Source organism: Enterobacter sp. Tr-810, assembly GCF_011752765.1.
In the GTDB taxonomy this organism is placed as follows: domain Bacteria; phylum Pseudomonadota; class Gammaproteobacteria; order Enterobacterales; family Enterobacteriaceae; genus Enterobacter; species Enterobacter soli.
The window spans coordinates 404935-428375 of record NZ_VWWW01000002.1; the positions used below are offsets into that span (position 1 = coordinate 404935).

Here is a 23441-nt window from a genome sequence, read left to right on the forward strand (position 1 = left end):
CCTCGCTTACATCGGCGATAAGTTAAGGAAGAAGCGTTGCAGCCAGCCCATATTTTGCGCTTCATTGATGTAGCCGTTGCCGACGTACTCGATGCGCGCATCCGCCACCTGGGTGGACGGTACGGTATTGGTGCCGCTGATGGTGCGAGGGTTAACCACACCAGAGAAGCGGATGAACTCAGTGCCCTGGTTGATGGCAATCTGTTTTTCACCCACAACGTGTAAGTTGCCGTTAACCAGAACCTGGTCAACCGTCACCGTCAGCGTACCGCTGAAGGTGTTACTTGCGTTAGCGCCACCCTTACCGTTAAAGGTGTTGCCGCCAGATGCATCAACATCGGCACGCGCATTGCCAAACAGGCCCTGCAGGTATCGTGGTACGGTGTCGAAGCCAAAATTGGTTTTGCCATCGCGGCTGGCATTCGCCGACGAGCTCTTGCTCGCACTGACGTTTTCCTGCAACACAATGGTCAGGGTATCGCCGACGTTACGTGGGCGACGGTCTTCAAACAGCGGCTGATAACCATAGTTAATCGGCTGCGCAGTCTGGAAAATGGAGCCGTTCACAACTGGCGCAGGGCCAGGAACGGGTTGGGCGGTAGTCGCACCCTCAACCAGTGGTTTAGACGGGATCCAGGCACAGCCGCTGAGAGTGACGGCCAGGACAGTCATAATCGGATAACGAAACGCCGCGTGTTTTTGCATTGCCTTCATCTTCAAAAACAGGGAGCCGGTGCGGCAGTTACCGCACCGGACTACACCTTAGAGTTGCGTCAGTTTTTGCAGCATCTGGTCGGTCGTCGACACTGCTTTACTGTTAATTTCATACGCGCGCTGAACCTGGATCATATTCACCAGTTCTTCCGCAACGTTAACGTTCGAGGTTTCGACATAACCCTGATACAGCAAACCTGCACCGTTCAGGCCAGGCGTGCTTTCATTTGGCGTACCGGAGGATTGCGTTTCGGTGTAGAGGTTCTCACCAATGCTTTCCAGACCGGTATCGTTCATGAAGGTGGTCAGGTTGAGCTGCCCTACCTGCACCGGGTTGGTCTGCCCCTGCTGCGTTACGCTGACCGCACCATCACGTCCGATGGTGATGCTCAGGGCGTTTGCCGGGATAGTGATTGCAGGCTGAACCTGGAAGCCACCCGCGGTTACCAGCTGGCCGTTCTGATCAACCTGGAAAGAGCCATCGCGGGTATAGGCAGAGGTTCCGTCAGGCAACTGCACCTGGAAGAAGCCCTGGCCTTTGATCGCCACGTCTTTACTGTTGTTGGTCTGAGACAGGTTGCCCTGGCTGTGCAGACGCTCGGTCGCCACCGGACGAACACCGGTACCGATCTGCAAACCGGACGGCAGCGTGGTTTGTTCAGAAGACTGAGCACCTGGCTGACGAATAGTTTGATAAAGCAAATCTTCGAAAACGGCGCGCTGACGCTTGAAACCATTGGTACTGACGTTTGCCAGGTTGTTGGCAATCACGTCCATATTGGTTTGTTGTGCGTCCAGGCCCGTTTTCGCGATCCATAAAGAACTGATCATAGGAAGTCCTGTTAACTCATAGCCAGAAGTTGGTTAGCTTTGCTCGCGTTTTCATCAACGCTGCTGATAATTTTCATCTGCATTTCAAAACGACGGGCACTGGCGATCATATCGGTCATGGCTTCAACCGGTTTGACGTTACTGCCTTCCAGCACACCAGACATCACACGAATACTCGGATCAGCCTGTAATGTGGCACCGCGCGTGGCTTGCGTTGCCTGGGTCAGACGGAACATCCCGTCATCACCACGCTGCACTTCTTTGCCTTCCGCTTTAACCAGCTTCAGACGACCGACAGGCGCAACGGTGTTTGCCGGGTCACCTGGGTTTAATGCCGAGATGGTCCCGTCAGCAGCGATGGTCAGCTCTGAGCCTTCCGGTACGGTAAGCGGACCAGCTTCACCCATCACCGGGTGTCCCTGGATCGTCAGTTGCCCGGTAGCGCTCACCTGGATATTACCGTTGCGGGTATACCCCTCGCTGCCATCGGCAGTTTGCACGGCCAGCCAGCCGTCCTGCTGAAGTGCAACGTCCAGTGGACGCGAGGTGTAATCCATCTGACCCGGCGTCATATCCGCACCTGGTGTAGAAGCCGTTACCAGCGTACGCGTAGATAACGACAGCCCTTCTACCGGCACGGCGCGCAGCGCATTAAGCTGCGCACGAAAACCCGGTGTAGAGGCGTTCGCCAGGTTGCTGGCGGTGACCGCCTGCTGATTGAGCGTCTGGCTTGCGGCGCCCATCGCTGTATATATTGCGTGATCCATTGCGCTTTCCTGTTAGCCGCTTAACGCAGGTTAACCAGCGTGTTGAGGATCTGATCCTGAGTTTTGATCGTCTGTGCGTTCGACTGATAGTTACGTTGAGCAACAATCATGTTCACCAGCTCTTTACTCAGGTCAACGTTAGAAGCTTCCAGGGCACCGTTGGTCAGCGTACCGAAGTTACCGGTTCCTGCTGTACCCAGCAGCGCAACGCCGGATGACTGGGTTGCAGACCAGACGTTATCGCCTTCAGACTGCAAGCCTTCGTTGTTGGCGAAGTTTGCCATCACGATCTGACCCAGAACCTGAGTCTGTTCGTTGGAGTAGTTACCCACAACGGTACCGTCATCGTTGATCTGATAGCTCACCAGGTCGCCAGGCTTGTAACCGTTCTGGGTGGTCGCCACAACGTTGTTGGAACCGGTGTTCTGCTGCATGGAGTTCAGGAAGCTCAGGTTGAACGATGCAGGGGTTGCGCCACTGACTGAATCGGTAACGATATTGATGGACGGGGTGGTGTTGGCGGTAGTGGCCAGTGACCAGGTTTCCGGCGTGGTGCCAAGCGCGGTGTAGTTATACACGCCTGCCAGGTTACCGTTGTTGTCAAAACTCATCTGCGCCGCTTTGTTCACGGCTGAGTTAGCAACGCTTGCATCCTGGGTATACAGATCCCATTTGTTATCAGCGGTTTTGACATAGTAAACGCTCATATTATGCTCGTTACCCTGGCTGTCATACACCGTGACCGAACCCTTCTTGTTGTAGCTGTCCGCGTTGGTCGGATCAAATGCCACTGTAGGGATGTCGTCCGTGGAGTTCAGGTTGATCTGCTGCGTTGCGGTGGTGGTCGATTTCGCGGCCATCAGGGTATTCGGAATCGAAATAGGCTGTGGGTTCGCACCGGTCTGTACCGATGGTGGCGTACCCGCAACCGGGTAACCGGTCAGTTGCAGACCCTGCATGTTCACCAGGTTACGGTTTTCATCCAGTTTGAACTGGCCGTTACGGCTGTAGAACACGGAACCGTTCGCATCAACCATACGGAAGAAACCGTTCTGGCTGATAGCCACATCCAGGCCACGACCGGTGTTGGTGGTGGTACCGTCGGTGAAGTCCTGAGTGATGCCTGCAACTTTAACGCCCAGGCCTACTTTGGAACCGGCAAACATATCTGCGAAAGAGGCAGAGCCGGATTTAAAACCGTAGGTCGCGGAGTTGGCGATGTTGTTGCCAATGACATCCAGGTTGGTGGCCGCAGCATTCAGGCCGCTGACCGCTTGAGAAAAGGCCATGACTTACTCCTGATAAGTGTTAAGGCTTAGATAATCTGCCGAACTTCGTCGAGTGTGGTGGTACCTGTGGTACCCAAATCCAGTTTGTTGCCGTCGCTACCTTTAATCACGCCCTGCACCAGCCCAAACTGAAGTGGCTGTGCAACCAGCTGAGTCGTCCCGTTGCTGGCCGCGATAGACACGGTGTAAGAACCGTTTGGCGCCGTAGATCCATCGGTCACGCTGCCGTCCCAGGTAAAGGTGTGAACACCGGCCGACAGTGCACCAATATCGATGGTACGAACCACGGCTCCGGTGGAGTCTTTAATTGTGGCGGTAACTTTGTCGGCAGCCTGTTGCAGTTCCACGCCAAACGGAGTGGTAGAGGTGGACGTTGTGCCATCGGTGGTAGTGCTGCCAGCAAGCACCGTGGTGCCAGGGATCATGACACCGTGACCAATCAGGTTCGCCGCCTGAAGCGACTGGCTGTTATCGATCTGGCCGGATACTGAGCCCAGCGTGGTGTTGAGCTTTTCAATGCCGCTAACGGTACTGATCTGCGCAAGCTGCGTGGTCAGTTCGTTGTTCTGCATCGGGTTGGTTGGATCCTGGTTCTTCAGCTGTGCCACCAGCAGCGTCAGAAAGCTGCTTTGCAGATCGGAAGCACTGCTTCCCGTCAGGGAGCTGGAGCTGGTCGAGCTGGTACTGGTAACGCCCGAGTTAGTGGTGTCATTCACATTGACGGCGATGGACATGCGTGTCTCCTTTACTGGCCGAGAGTGAGTGTTTTGAGCATCATGCTCTTCACGGTATTAAGCACTTCGACGTTGGCCTGATAGCTACGCGAAGCCGACATGGAGTTGACCATTTCGCCAACCACATCCACGTTTGGCATTTTCACGTAACCACTGGCGTCGGCGAGCGGATTACCCGGCTCGTAGACCAGTTTGTCCGGTGCCTGGCTCTCTACCACGTCAGAGACTTTCACGCCGCCCGTCGCCGCGCCTGGCGCAGCATCGACCTGAAAGACAACCTGTTTTGCACGATAAGGCTGCCCGTCCGGGCCGGTCACGCTGTCGGCGTTTGCCAGGTTACTGGCCGCCACGTTCAGGCGTTTGGACTGCGCTGTCAGCGCCGAACCCGCGATATCAAAAATATTCAGCAAGGCCATGAATTAGTTGCCCCCCTGGAGGACGCTCATCATGCTTTTGATTTGTCCGCCGAGCACGGTCAGGCCTGTCTGATACTGAAGGCTGTTATCGGCAAACTGTGTACGCTCCCGGTCCATGTCTACGGTGTTACCGTCGAGAGAAGGCTGATCGGGGACGCGATAAAGTAAGTCAGTGGTTGGCGCAGTCATCGCCTGAGCGGGAATATGGCGTGAGGATGTCAGTGCAAGCGCAACCCCAGTCCCTTCGGTACGTCCCCGCTCCATCACTTTTTTAAGCACACTGGAAAAATCAATATCGCGCGCCTGAAACCCGGGGGTATCCGCGTTAGCGATATTGGCGGCTAAAATTTCCTGCCGCTGGGCGCGTAAATTGAGCGCTTCCTGCTGAAAACGTAAGGCAGCGTCGAGTTTATCGAGCATGTCTCCTCCGCTGATGGCAAAATTTCAGTTCACAGCTTAAATCTCAACCCGTCTGCCTTATCGACGGAATAAGCGCAAAATGCGTCGCTATTTATTGCGTTGATGCAAAACCACTGAAGGTAGAATCCTCTCAATTCTGAAAACGGTGGAACGTGCGATGCGAACATTGAGACATGGTCTTGCGGCAACCTTATTGCTTTTAAGCCCCTTTGTTCAGGCAGAAAATCTTCAGGCAACTGGCCTTAGCGACCAGCTGACGAGCTTCTTTGCCCAGCAACTGGCAGGCTTTAGCGATGACGTCACGGTTATCGTGCGCACACCGCCCAATCTGTATCCCTCCTGCGACCAGCCCTCTTTCAGCGTGACCGGCAGTGCAAAACTGTGGGGCAACGTAAACGTGCTGGCGCGCTGCGCCAATGAAAAACGCTATTTACAGGTTGCAGTTCAGGCGACGGGCAATTATGTTGTCGCCGCCCAGCCTATCGCCCGGGGAAGTGTGTTGCAGGCAGGCAGCGTGACGCTAAAACGTGGCCGCCTCGATCAGCTACCGCCGCGTACGATGCTCGATATAAATCAGGCGCAGGACGCCGTAAGCCTTCGCGATGTCGCCCCAGGTCAGGCCATTCAGCTGTCAATGCTGCGCCAGGCGTGGCGAGTAAAAGCCGGTCAGCGGGTGATGGTGGTTGCCAACGGAGATGGGTTTAGCGTCAACAGTGAAGGTCAGGCGTTAAACAACGCCGCCGTTGCACAAAATGCCCGTGTGAGGATGTCCTCAGGCCAGGTGGTTAGCGGAACTGTCGATACTGATGGGAATATTCTGATTAACCTATAATCTTTTTAAAGATTTCGCGGCGACTGCCGATAAATAATCAACTAATGATGATGTCAGGCGCAAACGCCGCGAACCCTCGATGAGGACAACACAATGAGCATTGATCGTACATCAGCCCTAAAACCGGTTAGCACTGTACAACCTCGCGAAACGAATGACGCTACGCCGCAGAAAACGCGTCTGGAAAAGCCGTCGACTGCGAACAGCACCAGCGTCACTCTGAGCGACGCGCAGGCAAAACTGATGCAGCCAGGCAGCAGCGATATCAACATGGACCGTGTTGAATCACTGAAAACCGCTATTCGTAACGGCGAGCTGAAAATGGACACCAGCAAAATCGCTGATGCACTGATTCAGGAAGCGCAGAGTTTCTTACAGAGTAACTAACCGTATGAGTCGACTGCCAGAAATACTGGATCAAATGACGGTTGTCCTGAACGACCTGAAAACGGTAATGGATGCAGAACAACAACACCTGTCTTCCGGTCAGATCAACGGCAGCGCGTTGCAACGTATTACCGAAGATAAAAGCTCGCTCCTGGCGACGCTGGATTACCTGGAGCAGCAGCGACGCGCGGAACAAGATCCGCGACGCAGTGCAAACGATGAGATTGTCGAACGCTGGCAGACGATTACAGAAAAGACCCAGCACCTTCGCGACCTCAATCAGCATAACGGCTGGCTGTTAGAAGGACAGATCGTACGTAATCAGCAGGCGCTTGAAGTGTTGAAACCCCATAAAGAAACGGGGCTTTACGGTGCGGATGGTCAAACATCCAGTGCGAGAATTACGGGCGGGAAAAAGATTTCGATTTGACGTGTTAACGGCGAATCAGGGAACGGGGAGCACCATCTGGTGAACTCCCCTTTTGGCGTTTATGCCGTACGGCGGGCAAACTCTTTCACTTTAAACCCAAGTACTGCAAGCGTTGCAAAGTAAGCCACAATACCGACCACCACCACGGCTATCAGACGCATCAGACGATAAGGCATCGTACCCTGTGCCCAGTCTGGCATCACGTACATCATGCCGAGTAACGCCGCCGACATCACCAGCACCGCAACCAGCAAACGCACCAGGAAACTCGCCCATCCCGGCTGCGGGGTAAAGATATCCTGTTTACGCAGTTGCCAGTACAACAGCCCGGCGTTCAGACAGGCCGCCAGACCAATCGACAGTGACAGACCGGCATGTTTCAGCGGACCAATAAACGCCAGGTTCATGAGCTGCGTCATGATCAGGGTTACGATGGCAATCTTCACCGGAGTTTTAATGTCCTGACGGGAGTAGAAGCCCGGAGCAAGCACTTTAACCACAATCAGCCCCATCAGCCCCACCGAATAGGCCACCAGCGCGCGCTGGGTCATGGCGGCATCAAAAGCGGTAAATTTACCGTACTGGAAAAGAGAAACGGTCAACGGTTTAGCAAGGATCCCTATCGCCACCGAAGCCGGCAGCGCCAGCAGGAAGCACAGACGCAGCCCCCAGTCCATCAAACGACAGTATTCATCATGGTTGCCGCTGGCAAAGCTTTTCGACAGCGATGGCAACAGGATAGTCCCCAGCGCAACGCCCAACACCCCTGACGGGAACTCCATCAGACGGTCAGCGTAATACATCCAGGAAACAGAGCCGGACACCAGGAAAGAGGCAAAGATGGTGTTGATGATCAACGAGATCTGGCTGACGGATACGCCGAGGATCGCCGGGCCCATCTGCTTAATCACGCGCATCGCCCCGGCATCACGGAAGTTAACGCGCGGCAGCACCAGCATCCCTATCTTTTTCAGATGCGGCAGCTGATAGGCCAGCTGCAATACACCGCCCACGGTAACCGCCCAGGCCAGCGCCAGTACCGGTGGGTTGAAATGCGGGGCCGCAAACAGCGCAAAGCCGATCATGCTGACGTTAAGGAACGTAGGTGCAAACGCCGGAACGGAGAAGCGGTTCCAGGTGTTCAGAATGGCGCCAACCAGTGAGGCCAGCGAGATCAGCAGAATATAAGGAAAGGTAATGCGCAGGAGCTGGCTGGTGAGGGCAAATTTATCGGCCGTATCAGCAAAACCCGGCGCCGTCACCATAATCACCCAGGGAGCCGCCAGCATCCCGATAACGGTTACTACCGCCAGCGCCAGCGTCAACAGGCCAGAGACGTAGGAGACAAACACGCGGGTGGCATCTTCACCCTGCTTGCTTTTATATTCCGCAAGGATGGGAACAAACGCCTGTGAAAATGCCCCTTCTGCAAAGATACGGCGCAGCAAATTGGGCAGCTTGAACGCGACGAAAAAGGCGTCAGTGGCCATCCCTGCGCCGAAAACCCTCGCCACAATGGCATCGCGCGCAAAGCCAAGCACGCGGGAAAACATGGTCATCGAGCTGACTGCCGCCAGCGATTTTAATAAGTTCATTAACGTGAATTTCCAGAACCATACGGATTTGTAGGCCGGGTAAGCAAAAGCGCCACCCGGCAAAGCCAACAAGCGGCGCTTAGTCTAACCCGATTTCAACGAATTACTATCCGCAGATGTTACAGCGAGTTATTCGCTCATGGCATCTCGCCAGAGCCTTTCCACAATACGCTGCGCAAGGATGGCCTGCTCGCCAGAGGTTTCCGGAACCGTCTGATTTTGCACGCATGTGATAAAGTGACGCGCGCAACCGACAAAGCCACGTTGTTCGAGCGTACTCTGCCAGCCAGGAACAGGCTGCATCACCACACCTTTGCCCTTCTCTTCCCGCCACTCGCGCATATCGGTGATGTCATACAGTGCGCCATCGGTAACGGCCTGCACGGATTCCCGCTGGCTGCCCGCCCGGCGGTGCATACTGGTTGTCACCTGGAGATGATCCACCGAGAAGTGGTGTTCGGCATACACCATTTCACCCTGCTCGCTGGTTAACAGCGTTCCGCTTTTCAGCTGCGCGTTGCCGTTGGTGAGCCACAGTGCGGTGTCCACAACATGCAGATAATCATCGAGCAACGTAAAGCGCAGGTCGTTCGGCCCAATGCTGTCAGACCGGTGTTTGTCCATGCGCAGCGACGCCAGGGTGTCAGACTGGGCCTTGAGTTGCTGATAGAGCGGCGCAAAGCGACGGTTGAAACCGACCATCAGTTGCAGGTTTTTGCTGGCCGCAAGGTCAATCAGACGCTCGGCATCCTGCACGTTTTCCGCCAGTGGCTTATCCACGCAGACGTGCACACCGGCGTTCAGCAATTCGCTGACCACCTGATAATGCGTTGAGGTTGAGGTATGCACAAACACCGCATCACAGTCGCGGGCTAAATCCAGCAGCGAGCTGGCATACGGGATGCGCCAGGTATCACAGATGCGCTGGGCTTTTTCGCGAGTGGGCGACCACGCCCCTTGCAGCGTCCAGTCCGTCGCTGCACCTAATACCGGTAACCAGGCTTTTTGAGCAATACCGCCAAGCCCGACCACTCCTACGCGTAATTTTGTCACCGTTAATCTCCCAAATGAGCAAGCAAGGCATCCAGACGCTGTTTAAGCCCAGCGACTTCCTCTTCAAGCGCTTCCACGCGCGCCGTCAGGCTGTCATTGCCCTCTGGTGCATCGGTTTCAGTAATACTCTCAAGCAGTTCCACCTCACCACTGAACAGGTGCATAAAGCGACTTTCACGCTTGCCAGGCTCACGCGCCAGGCGCTGTACGTAAGGGCCATCTTCGCGTGTCACCAGCCCTTCCAGCGTTTGCTCGACTTCCTGCATATCACTGAATTCATGCATTCGGGAGGCGCGTGAACGCAGTTCACCTGGTGTTTGCGCGCCGCGCAGCAGCAGCGTGGTGATCACCGCCACTTCTGCGCTGCTGAGTTTGAGATCGCCAAACTCAGAATTACAAAAACGCTGTTCATACTTGGTCACCCGGTTGCCAAACCCGCTAACCGTACGCAGATAATGCCGTTTGACCAGCGCGTCCAGAACATCCTGCACGTCGTGCTCACCGAGGTTCATCACCGGCTCGCGGTTGGTCTTTTGATTACAGGCCATGGTCACCGCATTCACAGAGAGCGGATATTGCTCTGGGGTGGTCACCTGCTTTTCAAGCAGGCAGCCAATGACCCGAGCTTCGGTGGCGGTTAACTGATATTTCATCTTTTCTCCTTAACGACCTGCTGTCCAGTCCGGGGTGGTTAACGCTGTCAGCACATGGTCACGCCATTCACCATCAATAAGCAGATAATCCCTGGCGTAACCTTCTTTCTCGAACCCTAAACGCGCCAGCAAATTTCCGCTGCGTTGGTTATGCGGCATATAGTTCGCCATGATGCGATGGATGTGTTGAGTGCGTTGCATGTAGCGAATTGCTGTGGTCAGCGCTTCAAACATTAACCCCTGACCTTGCCATTTCTGACCGATGGAATACCCGAGATAACAGGCGTGAAATGACCCACGCACGACGTTGGAAAAGTTAGCGATGCCAACGATCTCTTTTTCTTCCGGATCCAGCAGCGCAAAGTAGAATGCACTACCTTGCTTGTGAAACTCCGTAATCATACTGAGCCGCGCCTGCCAGCCTGATGGATAGCAATGGCTCTCATCCCGAACGGGTTCCCAGGGTTTTAAAAACTGGCGATTCTCGGCGTAATAATCCGCCAGACGCCAGGCATCACGCTCATGCACCAGACGGACGACCAGCCTGTCCGTCGTCAGGCGCACTTTTGGCACATTACTGCGATAGCCAAACATCGATACCACTCCTTCCCGTCGCTTCTGCTCTACCCATTAGCTTTACTATACCTGCGCCTTTGCCGTCTGTGAAAACAGTGACATACCATTTTGACCTCTTTTCACATTTTTCGATGAGAAGTCTCTATCAAAGCACCCTTTTGATAAAAAAATATTGTTGCTGGCGGGGTGGGAAAAAGCCTGGCGACACCGCAGAATATTAGCGTGCTCACCTTCTTCTTTTCCCTGGAGGGGAAATGTCCCGCGTATCACAGGCCAGGAGCCTGGGTAAATATTTCCTGCTAGTCGATAACATGCTGGTCGTGCTCGGCTTTTTTGTCGTTTTTCCCCTTATTTCGATTCGCTTTGTCGATCAAATGGGCTGGGCGGCATTAATGGTCGGTATCGCGCTGGGTTTACGCCAGTTTGTCCAACAAGGGCTGGGCGTGTTTGGTGGGGCTATCGCTGACCGTTTTGGTGCCAAACCAATGATTGTCACCGGGATGTTGTTACGCGCGGCAGGTTTCGCCACGATGGGCATTGCGCATGAACCCTGGCTGCTGTGGTTCTCCTGCTTCCTTTCCGGTATCGGCGGAACTCTCTTCGATCCCCCACGAACGGCTCTGGTGGTCAAGCTGATCCGCCCGAACCAGCGTGGTCGCTTCTTCTCTATTCTGATGATGCAGGATAGCGCCGGCGCGGTGGTTGGCGCGCTGCTGGGTAGCTGGTTGCTGCAATATGATTTTCGTCTGGTGTGTGCCACCGGCGCCGTGCTCTTTATTCTGTGTGCAGCCTTTAACGCCTGGCTGCTGCCTGCGTGGAAATTATCGACGGTAAAAGCCCCGGTGCGTGAAGGGCTGAGCCGCGTGCTGCGTGACAAACGCTTCGTCACTTATGTACTGACGCTGACGGGCTACTATATGCTCGCCGTTCAGGTCATGCTGATGCTGCCCATCATGGTGAACGATATTGCCGGTTCACCCGCAGCCGTCAAATGGATGTACGCCATTGAAGCCTGTCTCTCCCTGACGCTGCTTTATCCGATTGCCCGCTGGAGCGAACGCCGGTTCCGTCTTGAGCATCGACTGATGGCCGGGCTGCTGCTGATGACCCTGAGCATGATGCCGATTGGGCTGGTAAGCACCTTGCAGCAGCTCTTTATGTTGATATGCACCTTCTACATCGGTTCGATAATCGCCGAACCGGCGCGTGAAACGCTGAGTGCCTCCCTGGCAGACGCCCGCGCCCGCGGCAGCTATATGGGGTTCAGCCGTCTTGGGCTGGCCTTTGGCGGCGCGCTGGGCTATGCCGGTGGCGGCTGGCTGTTTGATGCGGGCAAAGCGCTGAATCAACCGGAGCTTCCATGGATGATGCTGGGCGTGGTGGGCTTTATTACGCTTCTTGCATTGTGGTGGCAGTTCAGCCAGAAACGCAGCGCGAGCGGGATGCTCGAGCCTGGCGCATAACCTCTCTGTCTGGCGGGAGCACTCTCCCGCCCTTCTTTATCAGTTTTTTCTGCTGGTTTCTGCTATATCTCGCTGACATACTGACGCATCAGGACAGAAGCGCCGATATTTTTTTGAGGAACTCCATGAAGAAGATCGTCATTGCCGCAGCATTCGTCGTTAGCGGCCTGCTGGTGGGTTGTAACCAGCTTACGCAATATACCGTCAGTGAGCAGGAGATTAATCAGGCGCTGGAAAAGCATAACAACTTTTCAAAAGACATTGGCGTGCCGGGCCTTGCCGACGCGCATATCGTGCTGAGCAAGCTCACCAGCCAGATTGGGCGCGAAGAGCCGAACAGAGTCACCCTTTCCGGTGATGCAGATTTGGACATGAATTCTCTCTTCGGTAGCCAGAAAGCGAATATCAAACTCAAGCTCAAAGCGCTGCCAGTCTTCAATAAAGAGAAAGGCGCCATCTATCTGCAAGAGATGGAAGTGGTGGATGCGGTGGTTTCACCCGATAAGATGAAACCGGTGATCCAGACCCTGATCCCCTATCTGAACCAGTCGCTGCGCAGCTATTTCAACCAGCAGCCGGCCTATGTTCTGAGCGAAGATAAGAGCAAGGGCGAATCGCTTGCCAAAAAATATGCAAAAGGGATAGAGGTGAAGCCGGGAGAAATCATCATTCCATTCACCGATTAACCCCAGGGGCGCTCAGGCGCCCTTTTTTTTACGGAAATGTGTGCAAACGAAAACGTTTCCGCTTATGATTTGTGTCCGGCAAAAACAGCCATCCCAATGACTGATTCCTGACAAGCCGGAGCTCATCCATGACTGCACAACCCCAGGTTCTTAAAATCCGCCGCCCTGACGACTGGCATATCCATCTGCGTGATGGCGATATGCTGAAAACCGTCGTGCCTTATACCAGCGAAATTTATGGCCGCGCGATTGTTATGCCTAACCTGGTTCCACCAGTCACCACCGTCGATGCCGCCATCGCGTATCGCCAGCGTATTCTTGATGCCGTCCCTGCGGGCCATGATTTTACTCCGCTGATGACCTGCTATCTGACGGACTCACTCGACCCGAACGAAGTGGAGCGTGGGTTTAACGAAGGGGTGTTCACCGCTGCGAAGCTCTACCCGGCCAATGCGACTACCAACTCCAGCCACGGTGTGACCAGTATCGACGCCATTATGCCGGTACTGGAAAGAATGCAGAAACTGGGGATGCCGCTGCTGATCCATGGTGAAGTTACCCACGCCGATATTGATATCTTCGACCGTGAAGCCCGTTTTATTGAAACGGTGATGGAGCCGCTGCGCCAGCGTCTGCCTGCGCTGAAAGTGGTGTTTGAGCACATCACCACTAAAGATGCTGCCGAATATGTTCGCGATGGCAATGAGTTTATCGCCGCCACCATTACCCCACAGCATCTGATGTTTAACCGTAACCACATGCTGGTAGGCGGTGTTCGTCCGCATCTGTACTGCCTGCCAATCCTCAAGCGCAATATCCACCAGCAGGCACTGCGCGAGCTGGTAGCAAGTGGCTTCGACCGGGCCTTCCTGGGTACCGATTCCGCGCCACACGCGCGTCATCGCAAAGAAGCGAGCTGCGGCTGTGCAGGCTGCTTCAACGCACCAACAGCACTGGCCAGCTACGCCACTGTGTTTGAAGAGATGAACGCGCTGGCGCATTTTGAAGCCTTCTGCTCCCTGAACGGCCCGCGTTTCTATGGCCTGCCGGTCAATGAAAGCTTTATCGAACTGGAGCGCACCGCGTACCAGGTTGAAGAGGCTATTCCGCTGACTGATGACACGCTGATCCCATTCCTGGCGGGTGAAACCGTGCACTGGACCGTTAAACGCTAAAAATATCAATGCCCCTTGTTGTCAAACCCATAATATACCTGTATAAATAAACAGTATATTACACAGGGGGCATTTATGCGTATTGAAGTTACCATCGCCAAAACAACCGTTCTGCCTGCTGGTGCGCTTGATGCGCTTGCCGGCGAATTATCCCGCCGTATTCACAATAGTTTCCCGGAAAACGAGGGTGCCGTAACGGTACGTTATGCTGCCGCGAACAACCTGTCCGTCATTGGCGCTGCGAAAGAAGATAAAGATCGCATCAGCGAAATCCTGCAAGAAACGTGGGAAAGTGCCGACGACTGGTTCATCACCGATTAAATCTTGCTCCCTCATTGTTTTTTTTTGCCGGGTCGCCCCGGCTTTTTTTTATCTGCTATCCGGGATAGTTCAAAATAATTGTGTGTCTTCTTAAAAAAACGTGAACAAGATGGTGTTTTATTGTTCGAACAATCCTAAAACACAGAAAAATGTGTTGCCAGCTATTTATTTTTCCCGTCATAACCCTTATTTATTGATATACTGAAGTTGCTTCAGATAAACATGTAATGAACCTCAAAGTCGTTGTCTTCTAACACGCATTAAGGGGGTTATCATGGAAAAGAATAGTGAAGTCATCCAGACCCATCCTCTCGTTGGCTGGGATATCAGTACCGTAGATAGCTACGATGCTTTGATGCTGCGTTTGCACTACCAGACCCCGAATCAACCAAACCGTGAAGAAGCGGAAATTGGACAGACGCTGTGGCTTACCACTGACGTCGCACGTCAGTTTATTTCTATTTTGGAAGCAGGTATTGCAAAAATAGAATCTGGCGACTACCAGGAAAATGAGTATAAACGGCATTAACCTCATGCCCACTTTTCACTCAACAGGCACCCTTGGGGTGCCTTATTTATTTCTCCCTTGTATAACCCTCCGATGTTAATTACTCTGCTAACAAAGTATTGGTTTAAGAGATACCTATGAAATACGACTTAATCATTATAGGCAGCGGCTCCGTGGGTTCAGCGGCAGGCTATTATGCAACGCAGGCTGGCCTCAACGTTCTGATGATAGACGCCCATCTTCCTCCGCATTCTGAAGGCAGCCATCACGGTGATACACGTCTGATTCGCCACGCTTATGGCGAAGGTGAATGCTATGTGCCCCTGGTGCTGCGTGCCCAGACGCTTTGGGATGAACTGGCCACCCTCACCGAAGAGCGCGTCTTTGACCGTACGGGCATTATCAACCTCGGGCCTGCCCACTCCGCGTTTCTGGCCACAGTCGAACACAGCGCACGCGAGTTTAATCTTGATGTCGAAAGTCTGGACGCCGAAGCCATCATGAAACGCTGGCCGGAGATCCGCGTTCCTGATGATTACATTGGGCTGTTTGAAGCCAACTCCGGCGTATTGCATTGCGAGACGGCCATCAAAACCTGGGTTTCGCTTGCCGAAAAAGCCGGATGCGCCCAGCTATTCAACTGCCCGGTGACTGCCATTACCCACCATGACGATGGTGTCACCGTCAGCACCCAGGAAGGCGACTATTCTGCTTCGCGCCTGCTTATCAGCGCCGGCACCTGGGTAACAAAATTGCTGCCTGACCTGCCGGTACAGCCTGTACGTAAAGTCTTCTCCTGGTTCCAGGCGGATGGCCGTTACAGCAGCCAGAATAAATTCCCGGCCTTTACCGGCGAGTTGCCCAATGGCGATCAGTTCTACGGCTTCCCGTCAGAAAAAGACGCGCTCAAGATTGGCAAACACAACGGCGGACAGGTTATCTCTGAACCTGAAGAGCGTAAACCTTTTGGCGCTTACCCGACCGACGGTTCTGAAGCCTTTACGTTCCTGCGAAATATTCTGCCCGGCATCGGCGGCCTGCTCTACGGTGCAGCCTGCACCTATGACAACACCCCCGATGAAGATTTCATCGTCGACACCCTGCCTGGCCATGACAACACGCTGCTTATCACCGGGCTTAGCGGCCACGGGTTTAAGTTTGCCTCGGTGCTGGGCGAAATCGCTGCACAATTTGCGCAGGGGATCGCGCCACAGTTTGATCTGACGCCCTTCTCGCTCTCGCGTTTTAACGGATAATACGCCCACAGGCTCCGAATCTTCGGAGCCTGTGTTTTATCACTACACTTCGCGGGGTATTATGCGCAAAATTGTTGGCTACCTTATCAATAATATCCGCGAGCATCTAATGCTCTATATTTTATTGTGGTCATTGCTGGCAATCATCGATTTTGTTTATATTGTATTTTATTGAAAAGAAACACTGACAATAACTGACATTACTTTATATTAATTTAATTAAGCAGATTTTTTATTCATATATCAACATCTGGCCCCATGATAAACCAACCGTTAATTGCACGAACACACTGAATTACATCGCCTCATCATTTTCAAAATCACTGAAATAAATTAAATAAATATCCTTATTCAGTTATTTAAGTTGCAATATCTTTTTACACAGTCCATTTTTACCGTTCTGTTTATTACGAATGGTAATATTTATGCAACTGCGAAATTCGTCTTCGCGCTACGGCATTATATCCATGTGCTTGCACTGGGGATTTGCGCTGGCGATTTATGCCATGTTCGGTCTTGGACTCTGGATGGTGACGCTCAGCTATTATGATGGCTGGTATCATCAGGCACCTGAGTTGCATAAAAGCATTGGCATTCTGCTGATGATGGGACTCGTTGTTCGCATATTATGGCGACATATCTCTCCGCCACCGCCTGCTCCGCAAAGCCACGGTAAATTCACGCGCCTTAGCGCAAAAGGGGCACATATTGCCCTCTATACCCTGCTCATCGCCATTTTAGTGAGTGGGTATCTTATCTCCACCGCAGATGGCAAGCCGGTCAGCGTCTTTGGTCTTTTCGACGTTCCCGCCACACTGACGGATGCCGGTTCACAGGCCGACATCGCAGGCGTTGTTCACCTGTGGCTTGCCTGGAGCATCGTTATCTTTTCAGTCCTTCACGGGCTTGCTGCGCTCAAACACCACTTTATTGATAAAGACGATACGCTGAAGCGGATGCTCGGCCGTTCGTCAGTTGACTCTGGAGCATAAAATGAAAAAACACCTGTTGGGTATCGCGTTAGGTTCGCTGTTATTTACCGCCGGTTCTGCGGTGGCAGCTGATTATAAAATTGATAAAGAGGGCCAACATGCCTTCGTCAATTTCCGTATTCAGCATCTTGGATATAGCTGGTTATATGGCAGCTTTAACGATTTCGATGGCACATTTCGTTTTGATGACAAAAATCCCGCCGCGGATAATGTTAATGTCACCATTAATACCAACAGCGTGAATACTAACCATGCTGAACGCGATAAGCATCTGCGCAGTGCCGATTTCCTTAACGTAACCAAATTCCCACAAGCCACATTCACCTCAACAGAGGTGAAGAAAGCAGGAGAGAAACTGGATATTACCGGTAATCTCACCCTTAACGGCGTCACAAAACCGGTCACGCTTCAGGCTACGTTAATCGGCCAGGGTGATGATCCATGGGGCGGTAAGCGTGCAGGTTTCGAGGCCACAGGGAAAGTTCACCTGAAAGACTTTAATATCACCACGGATTTAGGACCGGCGTCCCAGGATGTCGAATTGATTATTTCTGTGGAAGGTGTTCAGCAGAAGTCGTAATAAAGCAGCCCGGTGAACCAACGCTCCACCGGGCTTATTTCTTTATTCCGGATCAGGAATACCCAGTTTGGTATTCAGACGACCGCGGGATTTATTAAAGATCTTGTTGCCGTTTTCACGGCCCGCGCGACGGCGGCGTTGCTCTTCTTCAGGCAACATGCTCTCTTCGCTGCACAACTCGCTACAACAGTTGTGGTACTTCTCAGCACAGGCCGGACACTGGATGAACAGCAGATGACAACCATCGTTTTTGCAGTTCGTGTGTGTGTCGCACGGCGTGCCGCACTGGTGGCAGTGCGAAATCACATCATCTGAAATCCGCTCACCCATGCGCTCGTCGAACACAAAGTTCTTGCCGATAAAGCGTACCGGCAGCCCTTGCTCACGGGCACGACGAGCATATTCAATGATGCCACCCTCAATGTGCCACACTTTGTTAAACCCGTTGTGTTTCATCCAGGCGCTGGCTTTTTCGCAGCGAATACCGCCGGTGCAGTACATAACGATTTTTTTATCTTTATGTTCCTGCATCATTTCAACGGCTTTCGGCAACTGTTCACGGAAGGTATCCGCCGGGATTTCCATTGCGTTTTCGAAATGACCCACTTCGTATTCGTAGTGGTTACGCATATCGATGAATACCGCATCCGGGTCGTCCAGCATCGCATTCACTTCGGCCGCTTTGAGGTATTCCCCCACATCGCCCGCATTAAAACTCGGGTCGTCGATACCGTCCGCAACAATGCGCTCACGGACTTTCATACGCAGCACCCAGAACGATTTACCGTCATCGTCCAGCGCAATATTCAGACGCAGGTCGTTCAGCGCGGGATCAAACGCATAGAGGAATTCGCGGAACGCATCTACTTTGCTTTCAGGGATGCTGATTTGCGCATTAATACCTTCACGTGCCAGATAGACGCGTCCGAACACATTCAGCGCGGTGAATGCCTGGTAAAGTGTATCGCGGGTCGCTTGTGGATCGTTGATGGTGAAATATTTGTAGAATGAGATTGTCGTGCGCGGTTCGGTTTCAGCCAACATACGCTCTTTTAACATCTCATTCGATACGCGGTTGTGTAACACTGGCATGGTGTACAAGTCCTGCAATCGTTAAGAGTAAGAAAAATCGGTCGGCATCATATAGCAAACAAAGACAATTTACATCCATACAATTTGCGCTACATTTCACTCAGTCATAATTATTGCACGCAACATTTGCTGCATTAACGCTCGATTCGATGACAGACATTTTGGCTAAGCCTTAAAAAATGAGACAATAAGACCTTCAGGACGTAAGAAAACAGGACAGACATGACCCAGCTACCGAAATTTACTGCCGCCCTTTTGCATCCCCGTTATTGGTTAACCTGGCTTGGTATTGGCTTTTTGTGGTTGCTTGTCCAACTCCCTTATCCGGTCATTTTCCGTCTGGGTAAAGGTTTGGGTCGTATCGCGCAGATGTTCATGAAACGTCGCGCCAGAATTGCCTACCGCAACCTGGAGCTCTGCTTCCCGCAAATGAGCGAGTCAGAGCGCCATGATATGGTTGCCAGAAATTTCGAATCTGTGGGTATGGGGCTAATGGAAACCGGTATGGCATGGTTCTGGTCCGATAAGCGCATGGCACGCTGGACCGAAGTTGCCGGAACCGGTATGGAGCCAGTGCATTCGCTTCAGGAGAATCAGACCGGGGTTCTGTTAATTGGTGTGCACTTTCTGACGCTGGAAATCGGCGCGCGCATGTTCGGAATGCAGGCGCCTGGCATTGGCGTTTACCGCCCGAATGACAACCCGGTGATCGATTTAGTGCAGACCAATGGCCGGATGCGCTCAAACAAAAGCATGATCGACCGTAAGGATCTGAAAGGGATGATCCGTGCGCTCAAGTCCGGCGAAGTGGTCTGGTATGCCCCGGACCATGATTACGGCCCGCAGGCCAGCGTGTTTGTCCCTTTCTTTGCGGTCGACGAAGCCGCAACAACAACCGGCACCTGGATGCTGGCGCGGATGTCCAAAGCGGCTATCGTTCCCTTTGTCCCGCGCCGTAAACCCGACGGTTCAGGCTATCAGTTAATCATGCTGGAACCGGAAATGACACCGCCGCTGGAGGATGCCGAAACCACGGCAAAATGGATGAATGGCGTTGTTGAACAGTGCATTATGCTCGCTCCGGAGCAATACATGTGGCTGCATCGCCGCTTCAAAACCCGCCCGCAAGGTGTCCCCTCACGCTATTAATCCAGTGCGGCCGCAGTGGCCGCATTGTGTTTTAGCTTTAAAAGCTCCCCGACATTGCAGCAATCATAACCCAGGCGCATAATTAGCAGGCTTATTACCTCTACCTTATCGTGCGCTGCACCTCGTTATGCGGATTGTTATGTCACCCTCAGATGCCCCCATAAACTGGAAACGTAACCTCGCGGTTGCCTGGCTTGGCTGTTTTCTCACTGGTGCAGCATTCAGCCTGGTGATGCCTTTCCTTCCCCTCTACGTGGAGCAGCTTGGCGTAACAGGCCACAGCGCGCTGAATATGTGGTCAGGTCTGGTGTTCAGTATCACCTTCCTGTTCTCGGCGATTGCCTCACCATTCTGGGGTGGTCTCGCCGACCGTAAAGGGCGAAAAATCATGCTGTTGCGTTCCGCGCTTGGCATGTCCATCATCATGGTGCTGATGGGCATGGTGCAGAACGTCTGGCAGTTCCTGATATTGCGTGCATTGCTGGGCCTGCTGGGTGGTTTTGTGCCCAACGCAAATGCCCTTATCGCCACGCAAATTCCCCGGCATAAAAGCGGCTGGGCACTGGGGACGCTGTCTACCGGTGCGGTGAGCGGCGCGCTGCTGGGGCCACTCGCGGGTGGCTTACTGGCAGATAGTTACGGCCTGCGACCGGTCTTTTTCATCACTGCCAGCGTGCTGTTCCTCTGTTTTATTGTCACCCTGCTCTGTATCCGGGAAAATTTCACCCCAGTTGCCAAAAAAGAGATGCTCCATGCCAGGGATGTTCTGGCTTCACTGAAAAACCCGAAACTGGTATTGAGCCTGTTTGTCACCACCATGATAATCCAGGTCGCGACCGGCTCTATTGCTCCGATTCTGACGCTCTACGTGCGTGACCTGGCGGGCAATGTGAATAATATTGCCTTTATCAGCGGGCTTATTGCATCTGTTCCCGGGGTTGCCGCGCTGCTGAGCGCTCCGCGACTGGGAAAACTTGGCGACAAAATTGGCCCGGAGAAGATCCTGATTTGCGCGCTAGTTATCTCGGTATTGTTGCTCATCCCGATGTCGATGGTGCAATCCCCGTGGCAGCTCGGCGTGCTCCGCTTCCTGCTGGGTGCCGCAGATGGCGCACTGCTTCCTGCGGTTCAGACCCTGCTGGTTTATAACTCCACCAACCAGATTGCCGGGCGTATTTTTAGCTATAACCAGTCGTTCCGTGATATCGGCAACGTCACTGGGCCGCTTGTTGGCGCAGGTATTTCTGCCAGTTTTGGTTTTCGCGCTGTGTTTATCGTGACGGCAAGTGTGGTCCTGTTTAATGCCATCTATTCCTGGTTCAGTTTATCGAGAGCATTGCGTCCTGCTCCCGACGAGCAGGTTGAAAAAAATAGTCCTGCCCGCGAATAAGACGAAGGCGTGACGGTGTATTCAGCGGTCAGATCATCAAAAATCCCTGGCGTATCGTTCCATTTACTTTATCTGGGCAGGGCTAACGTATTTCCCACTATGGATAGGGTGAGTATTTTGTAGAACAGAAACTGAATGACTTGCACAAGTGCAAGTCATTCAGTTAAAGGGGCATCGCTTAGATGCCCCTCCAACGTTTTAAACAGGTCTTATGAAGAAAAAATCAATGCCATCTTTGTGTACTACAGAGTAGTGGACTCCGTTAATCTCATATACATCACCGGGATATTTTCCCGCCATCAAATTTGTAATTATATCTAAGAATGGAACTCCCTTTGATTCCTTCTCATTCATCACCGCCATAAAAGCGGGCATTGCAAGATATAATGTTTTTAATGACGTATCAGTATTACCATCATTAATTGAGGATATGACAGCACCTCTCAATCTATGATCGCCATTATTTGCCATGATTGATATTTTAATATTCTTGTCTAATTGATATTCACCTATAGATGAGAATTCAAGTTGTTTCATAGGCACTTGAATTTTTAAGGGTTTCTCCATCCTGCTTAGGATTGTATTCATCCTCTCGATGTAAGTATCAGATGAAATATCAAAAGTTTTCACTTCTTTTTCTTCATTAACTGTACTTGAGGCAACAGGTGTTGAGGAAACTGTTGTAGTATCGTCATTAGCACCCATTACTATCAAAGATATCACAAATGCTACCAGTCCTATAGCAAGCCCCCCAATCAATCCGGCGGCACGAGAAACTAACTTTCCTTTGTTTTTCATACCATCGGCAATCATCCAACCGCCAATGATCCAGGCAGCAATACCAATTACTGGTACAGCAAGTACTGACGCAACACCACTCATTTTAGGATTTTCCTTAGCCACAGATGCCAGCAGTATGCACCTGTTTCAAATAGTTAAACAAGAACATCCAGTACTAAGTTTGAGAAACAGTACTACTATAATAGGTGGGTAGATGAAACAGACCCATTTGAAAGTACAGGAATGGAATAAACCACTATATTTCCTTAACGCTGGGGTTTTCTCTCTTTAAACACCTTTCCCTTACACTCATGTAGTAATCAATTATTTTTAATAATTGGAATATCTTCCGCAGGTATGCTCTCGAAGATGAAGTTTGGGTTCCCATCAGATAGTTTGCCGCAAGAAAGCTATCTTCTAAACCTTGCGCAAGAATATTTTATTGCATCGTTTTGTGGCTGCCCAGTGACGATATGAACCGTTCGGAGCCAGCAGACTTCTGACATCTTTGCGTTTTTGAAGGACCCCATAGCAGCACTAATCGGGTGATCTAAGTCAAAAGCATCAATTTGCTGAATAGCGGATAAACTACTCTATACATACGCTTTGACAATCCTCATACGCCAACCTATACATTTGTTAACTTCACCCAAAGAGGCACTTACTATGGCCCCTAAAGAATATGTATTCTACAGCACACTGGAAGAAGCTATTGATGCCGCTCGCGAAGAGTTCCTCGCCGATAATCCTGGCATTGAGGAAGAAGACGCTGACGTGCAACAACTCAATATTCAAAAATATGTCCTTCAGGACGGGGATATTATGTGGCAGGCCGAATTCTTCGTTGATGACGGTGACGAAGGAGAGTGTTTGCCGGTATTGAGTGGTGAAGCTGCGCAGGCCGTCTTCGATGGTGACTATGACGAGATAGAACTGCGTCAGGAATGGCTTGAAGAAAACACCCTGCACGAGTGGGATGAGGGCGAGTTTCAGCTCGAACCTCCGCTGGATACCGAAGAGGGGCAAACCGCAGCAGATGAGTGGGACGAGCGTTAAGCGTCGTTTTATTCGTAAGGGCCGTGCTGCGCGTCTATCGGTAACAACAGCGTATCAAAGACCAGAGAGAACGGTAAATCGAGTACGGTCAGATAACGCCAGGCTGAATCGCGGACATCCCATTTCACGCCCGGGTAATACTGATTCCCGTGGCCTTGCCCTGGAATGGTGCGGCTGATAATACTGCCGCAGCCGCTAAGCAGCATCGCCATCATGGCTACAATGACTATTTTCATTCATTACCTCATAAAAAAATACCGGCCTCTCAGCCGGTATTTTATTTGCCGGGTAGCGTG

Annotated in this window: 29 protein-coding genes; 15 read left to right on the forward strand and 14 right to left on the reverse strand. The window is 52.3% G+C overall.

Translation table 11 applies throughout. The annotated features are described in order from the left end of the window. Nucleotides 1-6 precede the first annotated feature (6 nt). Genes flgH through flgB form a run of 7 tightly spaced genes read right to left on the reverse strand, consistent with a single transcriptional unit; the run spans nt 7 to nt 5171 of the window. Complete coding sequence (gene flgH / locus F3J30_RS08495) at nt 7-705, reverse strand: flagellar basal body L-ring protein FlgH (RefSeq protein ID WP_014069774.1); 699 nt, start codon at nt 703-705, stop codon at nt 7-9. Between the two features lie 57 nt (nt 706-762). Beyond that, nucleotides 763-1545: a flagellar basal-body rod protein FlgG gene (gene flgG, locus F3J30_RS08500; RefSeq protein WP_166716952.1), complete on the reverse strand. Its 783-nt coding sequence runs from the start codon at nt 1543-1545 to the stop codon at nt 763-765. A gap of 11 nt (nt 1546-1556) precedes the next feature. Then, a complete protein-coding gene (locus F3J30_RS08505) occupies nt 1557-2312 on the reverse strand; it encodes a flagellar basal body rod protein FlgF (RefSeq protein WP_166716953.1) in 756 nt (251 codons plus the stop codon). A gap of 20 nt (nt 2313-2332) precedes the next feature. Next, entirely contained in the window at nt 2333-3601 is a 1269-nt protein-coding gene (gene flgE, locus F3J30_RS08510) for a flagellar hook protein FlgE (RefSeq protein WP_014069771.1), read from the reverse strand. A 26-nt stretch (nt 3602-3627) separates the two neighbouring features. Then, nucleotides 3628-4335 (reverse strand): flagellar hook assembly protein FlgD, encoded by a 708-nt coding sequence (gene flgD / locus F3J30_RS08515; RefSeq protein ID WP_014069770.1) that lies wholly within the window; start codon nt 4333-4335, stop codon nt 3628-3630. 11 nt (nt 4336-4346) lie between these two features. Continuing rightward, entirely contained in the window at nt 4347-4751 is a 405-nt protein-coding gene (gene flgC / locus F3J30_RS08520; protein ID WP_014069769.1) for a flagellar basal body rod protein FlgC, read from the reverse strand. 3 nt (nt 4752-4754) lie between these two features. Further along, nucleotides 4755-5171: a flagellar basal body rod protein FlgB gene (gene flgB / locus F3J30_RS08525; protein ID WP_166716954.1), complete on the reverse strand. Its 417-nt coding sequence runs from the start codon at nt 5169-5171 to the stop codon at nt 4755-4757. 157 nt (nt 5172-5328) lie between these two features. Between flgB and flgA the strand changes: the two genes are divergently transcribed. The 3 genes from flgA (at nt 5329) to flgN (ending at nt 6820) form a co-directional block, all read left to right on the forward strand. Then, nucleotides 5329-6003, forward strand: coding sequence for a flagellar basal body P-ring formation chaperone FlgA (gene flgA / locus F3J30_RS08530; protein ID WP_014069767.1), 675 nt, complete (start codon nt 5329-5331; stop codon nt 6001-6003). Between the two features lie 93 nt (nt 6004-6096). Then, a complete protein-coding gene (flgM, locus tag F3J30_RS08535) occupies nt 6097-6390 on the forward strand; it encodes a flagellar biosynthesis anti-sigma factor FlgM (protein WP_014069766.1) in 294 nt (97 codons plus the stop codon). Nucleotides 6391-6394: 4 nt separating this feature from the next. Next, nucleotides 6395-6820, forward strand: a complete 426-nt coding sequence (gene flgN / locus F3J30_RS08540; RefSeq protein WP_014069765.1) for a flagella biosynthesis chaperone FlgN — start codon at nt 6395-6397, stop codon at nt 6818-6820. 59 nt (nt 6821-6879) lie between these two features. Here the strand turns inward: flgN and murJ are convergent, their stop codons facing one another. The 4 genes from murJ to rimJ all read right to left on the reverse strand — a co-directional run bounded on the left by murJ (nt 6880) and on the right by rimJ (nt 10715). Beyond that, the gene (murJ, locus tag F3J30_RS08545; protein WP_166716955.1) at nt 6880-8415 is read right to left on the reverse strand and encodes a murein biosynthesis integral membrane protein MurJ; all 1536 of its coding nucleotides are present in this window, start codon (nt 8413-8415) and stop codon (nt 6880-6882) included. Nucleotides 8416-8544: 129 nt separating this feature from the next. Continuing rightward, nucleotides 8545-9468 (reverse strand): Gfo/Idh/MocA family oxidoreductase, encoded by a 924-nt coding sequence (locus F3J30_RS08550; protein ID WP_166716956.1) that lies wholly within the window; start codon nt 9466-9468, stop codon nt 8545-8547. Nucleotides 9469-9470: 2 nt separating this feature from the next. Continuing rightward, complete coding sequence (locus F3J30_RS08555; protein WP_014069762.1) at nt 9471-10121, reverse strand: YceH family protein; 651 nt, start codon at nt 10119-10121, stop codon at nt 9471-9473. 9 nt (nt 10122-10130) lie between these two features. Further along, on the reverse strand, nt 10131-10715 hold the full coding sequence (gene rimJ / locus F3J30_RS08560; protein ID WP_014069761.1) for a ribosomal protein S5-alanine N-acetyltransferase: 585 nt from the start codon (nt 10713-10715) through the stop codon (nt 10131-10133). A 236-nt stretch (nt 10716-10951) separates the two neighbouring features. Here rimJ and mdtH point away from each other — a divergent pair, with 236 nt between their 5' ends. The 9 genes from mdtH (at nt 10952) to F3J30_RS08605 (ending at nt 17678) form a co-directional block, all read left to right on the forward strand. Further along, entirely contained in the window at nt 10952-12160 is a 1209-nt protein-coding gene (gene mdtH, locus F3J30_RS08565; protein ID WP_014069760.1) for a multidrug efflux MFS transporter MdtH, read from the forward strand. Between the two features lie 125 nt (nt 12161-12285). Continuing rightward, the gene (locus F3J30_RS08570) at nt 12286-12846 is read left to right on the forward strand and encodes a lipoprotein (protein ID WP_166716957.1); all 561 of its coding nucleotides are present in this window, start codon (nt 12286-12288) and stop codon (nt 12844-12846) included. A gap of 128 nt (nt 12847-12974) precedes the next feature. Beyond that, nucleotides 12975-14021 (forward strand): dihydroorotase, encoded by a 1047-nt coding sequence (gene pyrC / locus F3J30_RS08575; protein WP_166716958.1) that lies wholly within the window; start codon nt 12975-12977, stop codon nt 14019-14021. A gap of 75 nt (nt 14022-14096) precedes the next feature. Further along, complete coding sequence (gene dinI / locus F3J30_RS08580) at nt 14097-14342, forward strand: DNA damage-inducible protein I (RefSeq protein ID WP_166716959.1); 246 nt, start codon at nt 14097-14099, stop codon at nt 14340-14342. A 274-nt stretch (nt 14343-14616) separates the two neighbouring features. Continuing rightward, entirely contained in the window at nt 14617-14871 is a 255-nt protein-coding gene (bssS, locus tag F3J30_RS08585) for a biofilm formation regulator BssS (protein WP_166716960.1), read from the forward strand. A gap of 116 nt (nt 14872-14987) precedes the next feature. Then, nucleotides 14988-16106, forward strand: coding sequence for an N-methyl-L-tryptophan oxidase (gene solA, locus F3J30_RS08590; protein WP_166716961.1), 1119 nt, complete (start codon nt 14988-14990; stop codon nt 16104-16106). Between the two features lie 61 nt (nt 16107-16167). After that, nucleotides 16168-16281, forward strand: coding sequence for a DUF2770 family protein (locus F3J30_RS08595; RefSeq protein WP_041162036.1), 114 nt, complete (start codon nt 16168-16170; stop codon nt 16279-16281). Nucleotides 16282-16531: 250 nt separating this feature from the next. After that, the gene (locus F3J30_RS08600; RefSeq protein WP_166716962.1) at nt 16532-17098 is read left to right on the forward strand and encodes a cytochrome b; all 567 of its coding nucleotides are present in this window, start codon (nt 16532-16534) and stop codon (nt 17096-17098) included. Between the two features lies 1 nt (nt 17099). Then, a complete protein-coding gene (locus F3J30_RS08605) occupies nt 17100-17678 on the forward strand; it encodes a YceI family protein (RefSeq protein WP_166716963.1) in 579 nt (192 codons plus the stop codon). Between the two features lie 42 nt (nt 17679-17720). Here F3J30_RS08605 and F3J30_RS08610 read toward each other — a convergent pair whose 3' ends face one another. Next, nucleotides 17721-18770: a rhodanese-related sulfurtransferase gene (locus F3J30_RS08610; protein WP_166716964.1), complete on the reverse strand. Its 1050-nt coding sequence runs from the start codon at nt 18768-18770 to the stop codon at nt 17721-17723. Nucleotides 18771-18992: 222 nt separating this feature from the next. Between F3J30_RS08610 and F3J30_RS08615 the strand changes: the two genes are divergently transcribed. Further along, nucleotides 18993-19919, forward strand: a complete 927-nt coding sequence (locus F3J30_RS08615; RefSeq protein ID WP_166716965.1) for a Kdo(2)-lipid IV(A) acyltransferase — start codon at nt 18993-18995, stop codon at nt 19917-19919. A gap of 139 nt (nt 19920-20058) precedes the next feature. Continuing rightward, nucleotides 20059-21309: a multidrug efflux MFS transporter MdtG gene (mdtG, locus tag F3J30_RS08620; protein ID WP_166716966.1), complete on the forward strand. Its 1251-nt coding sequence runs from the start codon at nt 20059-20061 to the stop codon at nt 21307-21309. 198 nt (nt 21310-21507) lie between these two features. Here the strand turns inward: mdtG and F3J30_RS08625 are convergent, their stop codons facing one another. Continuing rightward, the gene (locus F3J30_RS08625; protein WP_166716967.1) at nt 21508-22212 is read right to left on the reverse strand and encodes a hypothetical protein; all 705 of its coding nucleotides are present in this window, start codon (nt 22210-22212) and stop codon (nt 21508-21510) included. Between the two features lie 543 nt (nt 22213-22755). On the opposite strand from F3J30_RS08625, the gene F3J30_RS08630 reads away from it, so the two are divergent. Continuing rightward, complete coding sequence (locus F3J30_RS08630) at nt 22756-23145, forward strand: MysB family protein (protein WP_166716968.1); 390 nt, start codon at nt 22756-22758, stop codon at nt 23143-23145. An 8-nt stretch (nt 23146-23153) separates the two neighbouring features. Here the strand turns inward: F3J30_RS08630 and F3J30_RS08635 are convergent, their stop codons facing one another. After that, a complete protein-coding gene (locus tag F3J30_RS08635) occupies nt 23154-23381 on the reverse strand; it encodes a YceK/YidQ family lipoprotein (RefSeq protein WP_014069747.1) in 228 nt (75 codons plus the stop codon). Nucleotides 23382-23441 lie beyond the last annotated feature (60 nt).

What these genes read in the sequence shown, in the direction of transcription:
- flgH (WP_014069774.1), bottom strand. Translation starts at nt 705, where the DNA reads ATGCAAAAACACGCGGCGTTTCGTTATCCGATTATGACTGTCCTGGCC.
- flgG (WP_166716952.1), bottom strand. Translation starts at nt 1,545, where the DNA reads ATGATCAGTTCTTTATGGATCGCGAAAACGGGCCTGGACGCACAACAA.
- F3J30_RS08505 (WP_166716953.1), bottom strand. Translation starts at nt 2,312, where the DNA reads ATGGATCACGCAATATATACAGCGATGGGCGCCGCAAGCCAGACGCTC.
- flgE (WP_014069771.1), bottom strand. Translation starts at nt 3,601, where the DNA reads ATGGCCTTTTCTCAAGCGGTCAGCGGCCTGAATGCTGCGGCCACCAAC.
- flgD (WP_014069770.1), bottom strand. Translation starts at nt 4,335, where the DNA reads ATGTCCATCGCCGTCAATGTGAATGACACCACTAACTCGGGCGTTACC.
- flgC (WP_014069769.1), bottom strand. Translation starts at nt 4,751, where the DNA reads ATGGCCTTGCTGAATATTTTTGATATCGCGGGTTCGGCGCTGACAGCG.
- flgB (WP_166716954.1), bottom strand. Translation starts at nt 5,171, where the DNA reads ATGCTCGATAAACTCGACGCTGCCTTACGTTTTCAGCAGGAAGCGCTC.
- flgA (WP_014069767.1), top strand. Translation starts at nt 5,329, where the DNA reads ATGCGAACATTGAGACATGGTCTTGCGGCAACCTTATTGCTTTTAAGC.
- flgM (WP_014069766.1), top strand. Translation starts at nt 6,097, where the DNA reads ATGAGCATTGATCGTACATCAGCCCTAAAACCGGTTAGCACTGTACAA.
- flgN (WP_014069765.1), top strand. Translation starts at nt 6,395, where the DNA reads ATGAGTCGACTGCCAGAAATACTGGATCAAATGACGGTTGTCCTGAAC.
- murJ (WP_166716955.1), bottom strand. Translation starts at nt 8,415, where the DNA reads ATGAACTTATTAAAATCGCTGGCGGCAGTCAGCTCGATGACCATGTTT.
- F3J30_RS08555 (WP_014069762.1), bottom strand. Translation starts at nt 10,121, where the DNA reads ATGAAATATCAGTTAACCGCCACCGAAGCTCGGGTCATTGGCTGCCTG.
- rimJ (WP_014069761.1), bottom strand. Translation starts at nt 10,715, where the DNA reads ATGTTTGGCTATCGCAGTAATGTGCCAAAAGTGCGCCTGACGACGGAC.
- mdtH (WP_014069760.1), top strand. Translation starts at nt 10,952, where the DNA reads ATGTCCCGCGTATCACAGGCCAGGAGCCTGGGTAAATATTTCCTGCTA.
- F3J30_RS08570 (WP_166716957.1), top strand. Translation starts at nt 12,286, where the DNA reads ATGAAGAAGATCGTCATTGCCGCAGCATTCGTCGTTAGCGGCCTGCTG.
- pyrC (WP_166716958.1), top strand. Translation starts at nt 12,975, where the DNA reads ATGACTGCACAACCCCAGGTTCTTAAAATCCGCCGCCCTGACGACTGG.
- dinI (WP_166716959.1), top strand. Translation starts at nt 14,097, where the DNA reads ATGCGTATTGAAGTTACCATCGCCAAAACAACCGTTCTGCCTGCTGGT.
- bssS (WP_166716960.1), top strand. Translation starts at nt 14,617, where the DNA reads ATGGAAAAGAATAGTGAAGTCATCCAGACCCATCCTCTCGTTGGCTGG.
- solA (WP_166716961.1), top strand. Translation starts at nt 14,988, where the DNA reads ATGAAATACGACTTAATCATTATAGGCAGCGGCTCCGTGGGTTCAGCG.
- F3J30_RS08595 (WP_041162036.1), top strand. Translation starts at nt 16,168, where the DNA reads ATGCGCAAAATTGTTGGCTACCTTATCAATAATATCCGCGAGCATCTA.
- F3J30_RS08600 (WP_166716962.1), top strand. Translation starts at nt 16,532, where the DNA reads ATGCAACTGCGAAATTCGTCTTCGCGCTACGGCATTATATCCATGTGC.
- F3J30_RS08605 (WP_166716963.1), top strand. Translation starts at nt 17,100, where the DNA reads ATGAAAAAACACCTGTTGGGTATCGCGTTAGGTTCGCTGTTATTTACC.
- F3J30_RS08610 (WP_166716964.1), bottom strand. Translation starts at nt 18,770, where the DNA reads ATGCCAGTGTTACACAACCGCGTATCGAATGAGATGTTAAAAGAGCGT.
- F3J30_RS08615 (WP_166716965.1), top strand. Translation starts at nt 18,993, where the DNA reads ATGACCCAGCTACCGAAATTTACTGCCGCCCTTTTGCATCCCCGTTAT.
- mdtG (WP_166716966.1), top strand. Translation starts at nt 20,059, where the DNA reads ATGTCACCCTCAGATGCCCCCATAAACTGGAAACGTAACCTCGCGGTT.
- F3J30_RS08630 (WP_166716968.1), top strand. Translation starts at nt 22,756, where the DNA reads ATGGCCCCTAAAGAATATGTATTCTACAGCACACTGGAAGAAGCTATT.
- F3J30_RS08635 (WP_014069747.1), bottom strand. Translation starts at nt 23,381, where the DNA reads ATGAAAATAGTCATTGTAGCCATGATGGCGATGCTGCTTAGCGGCTGC.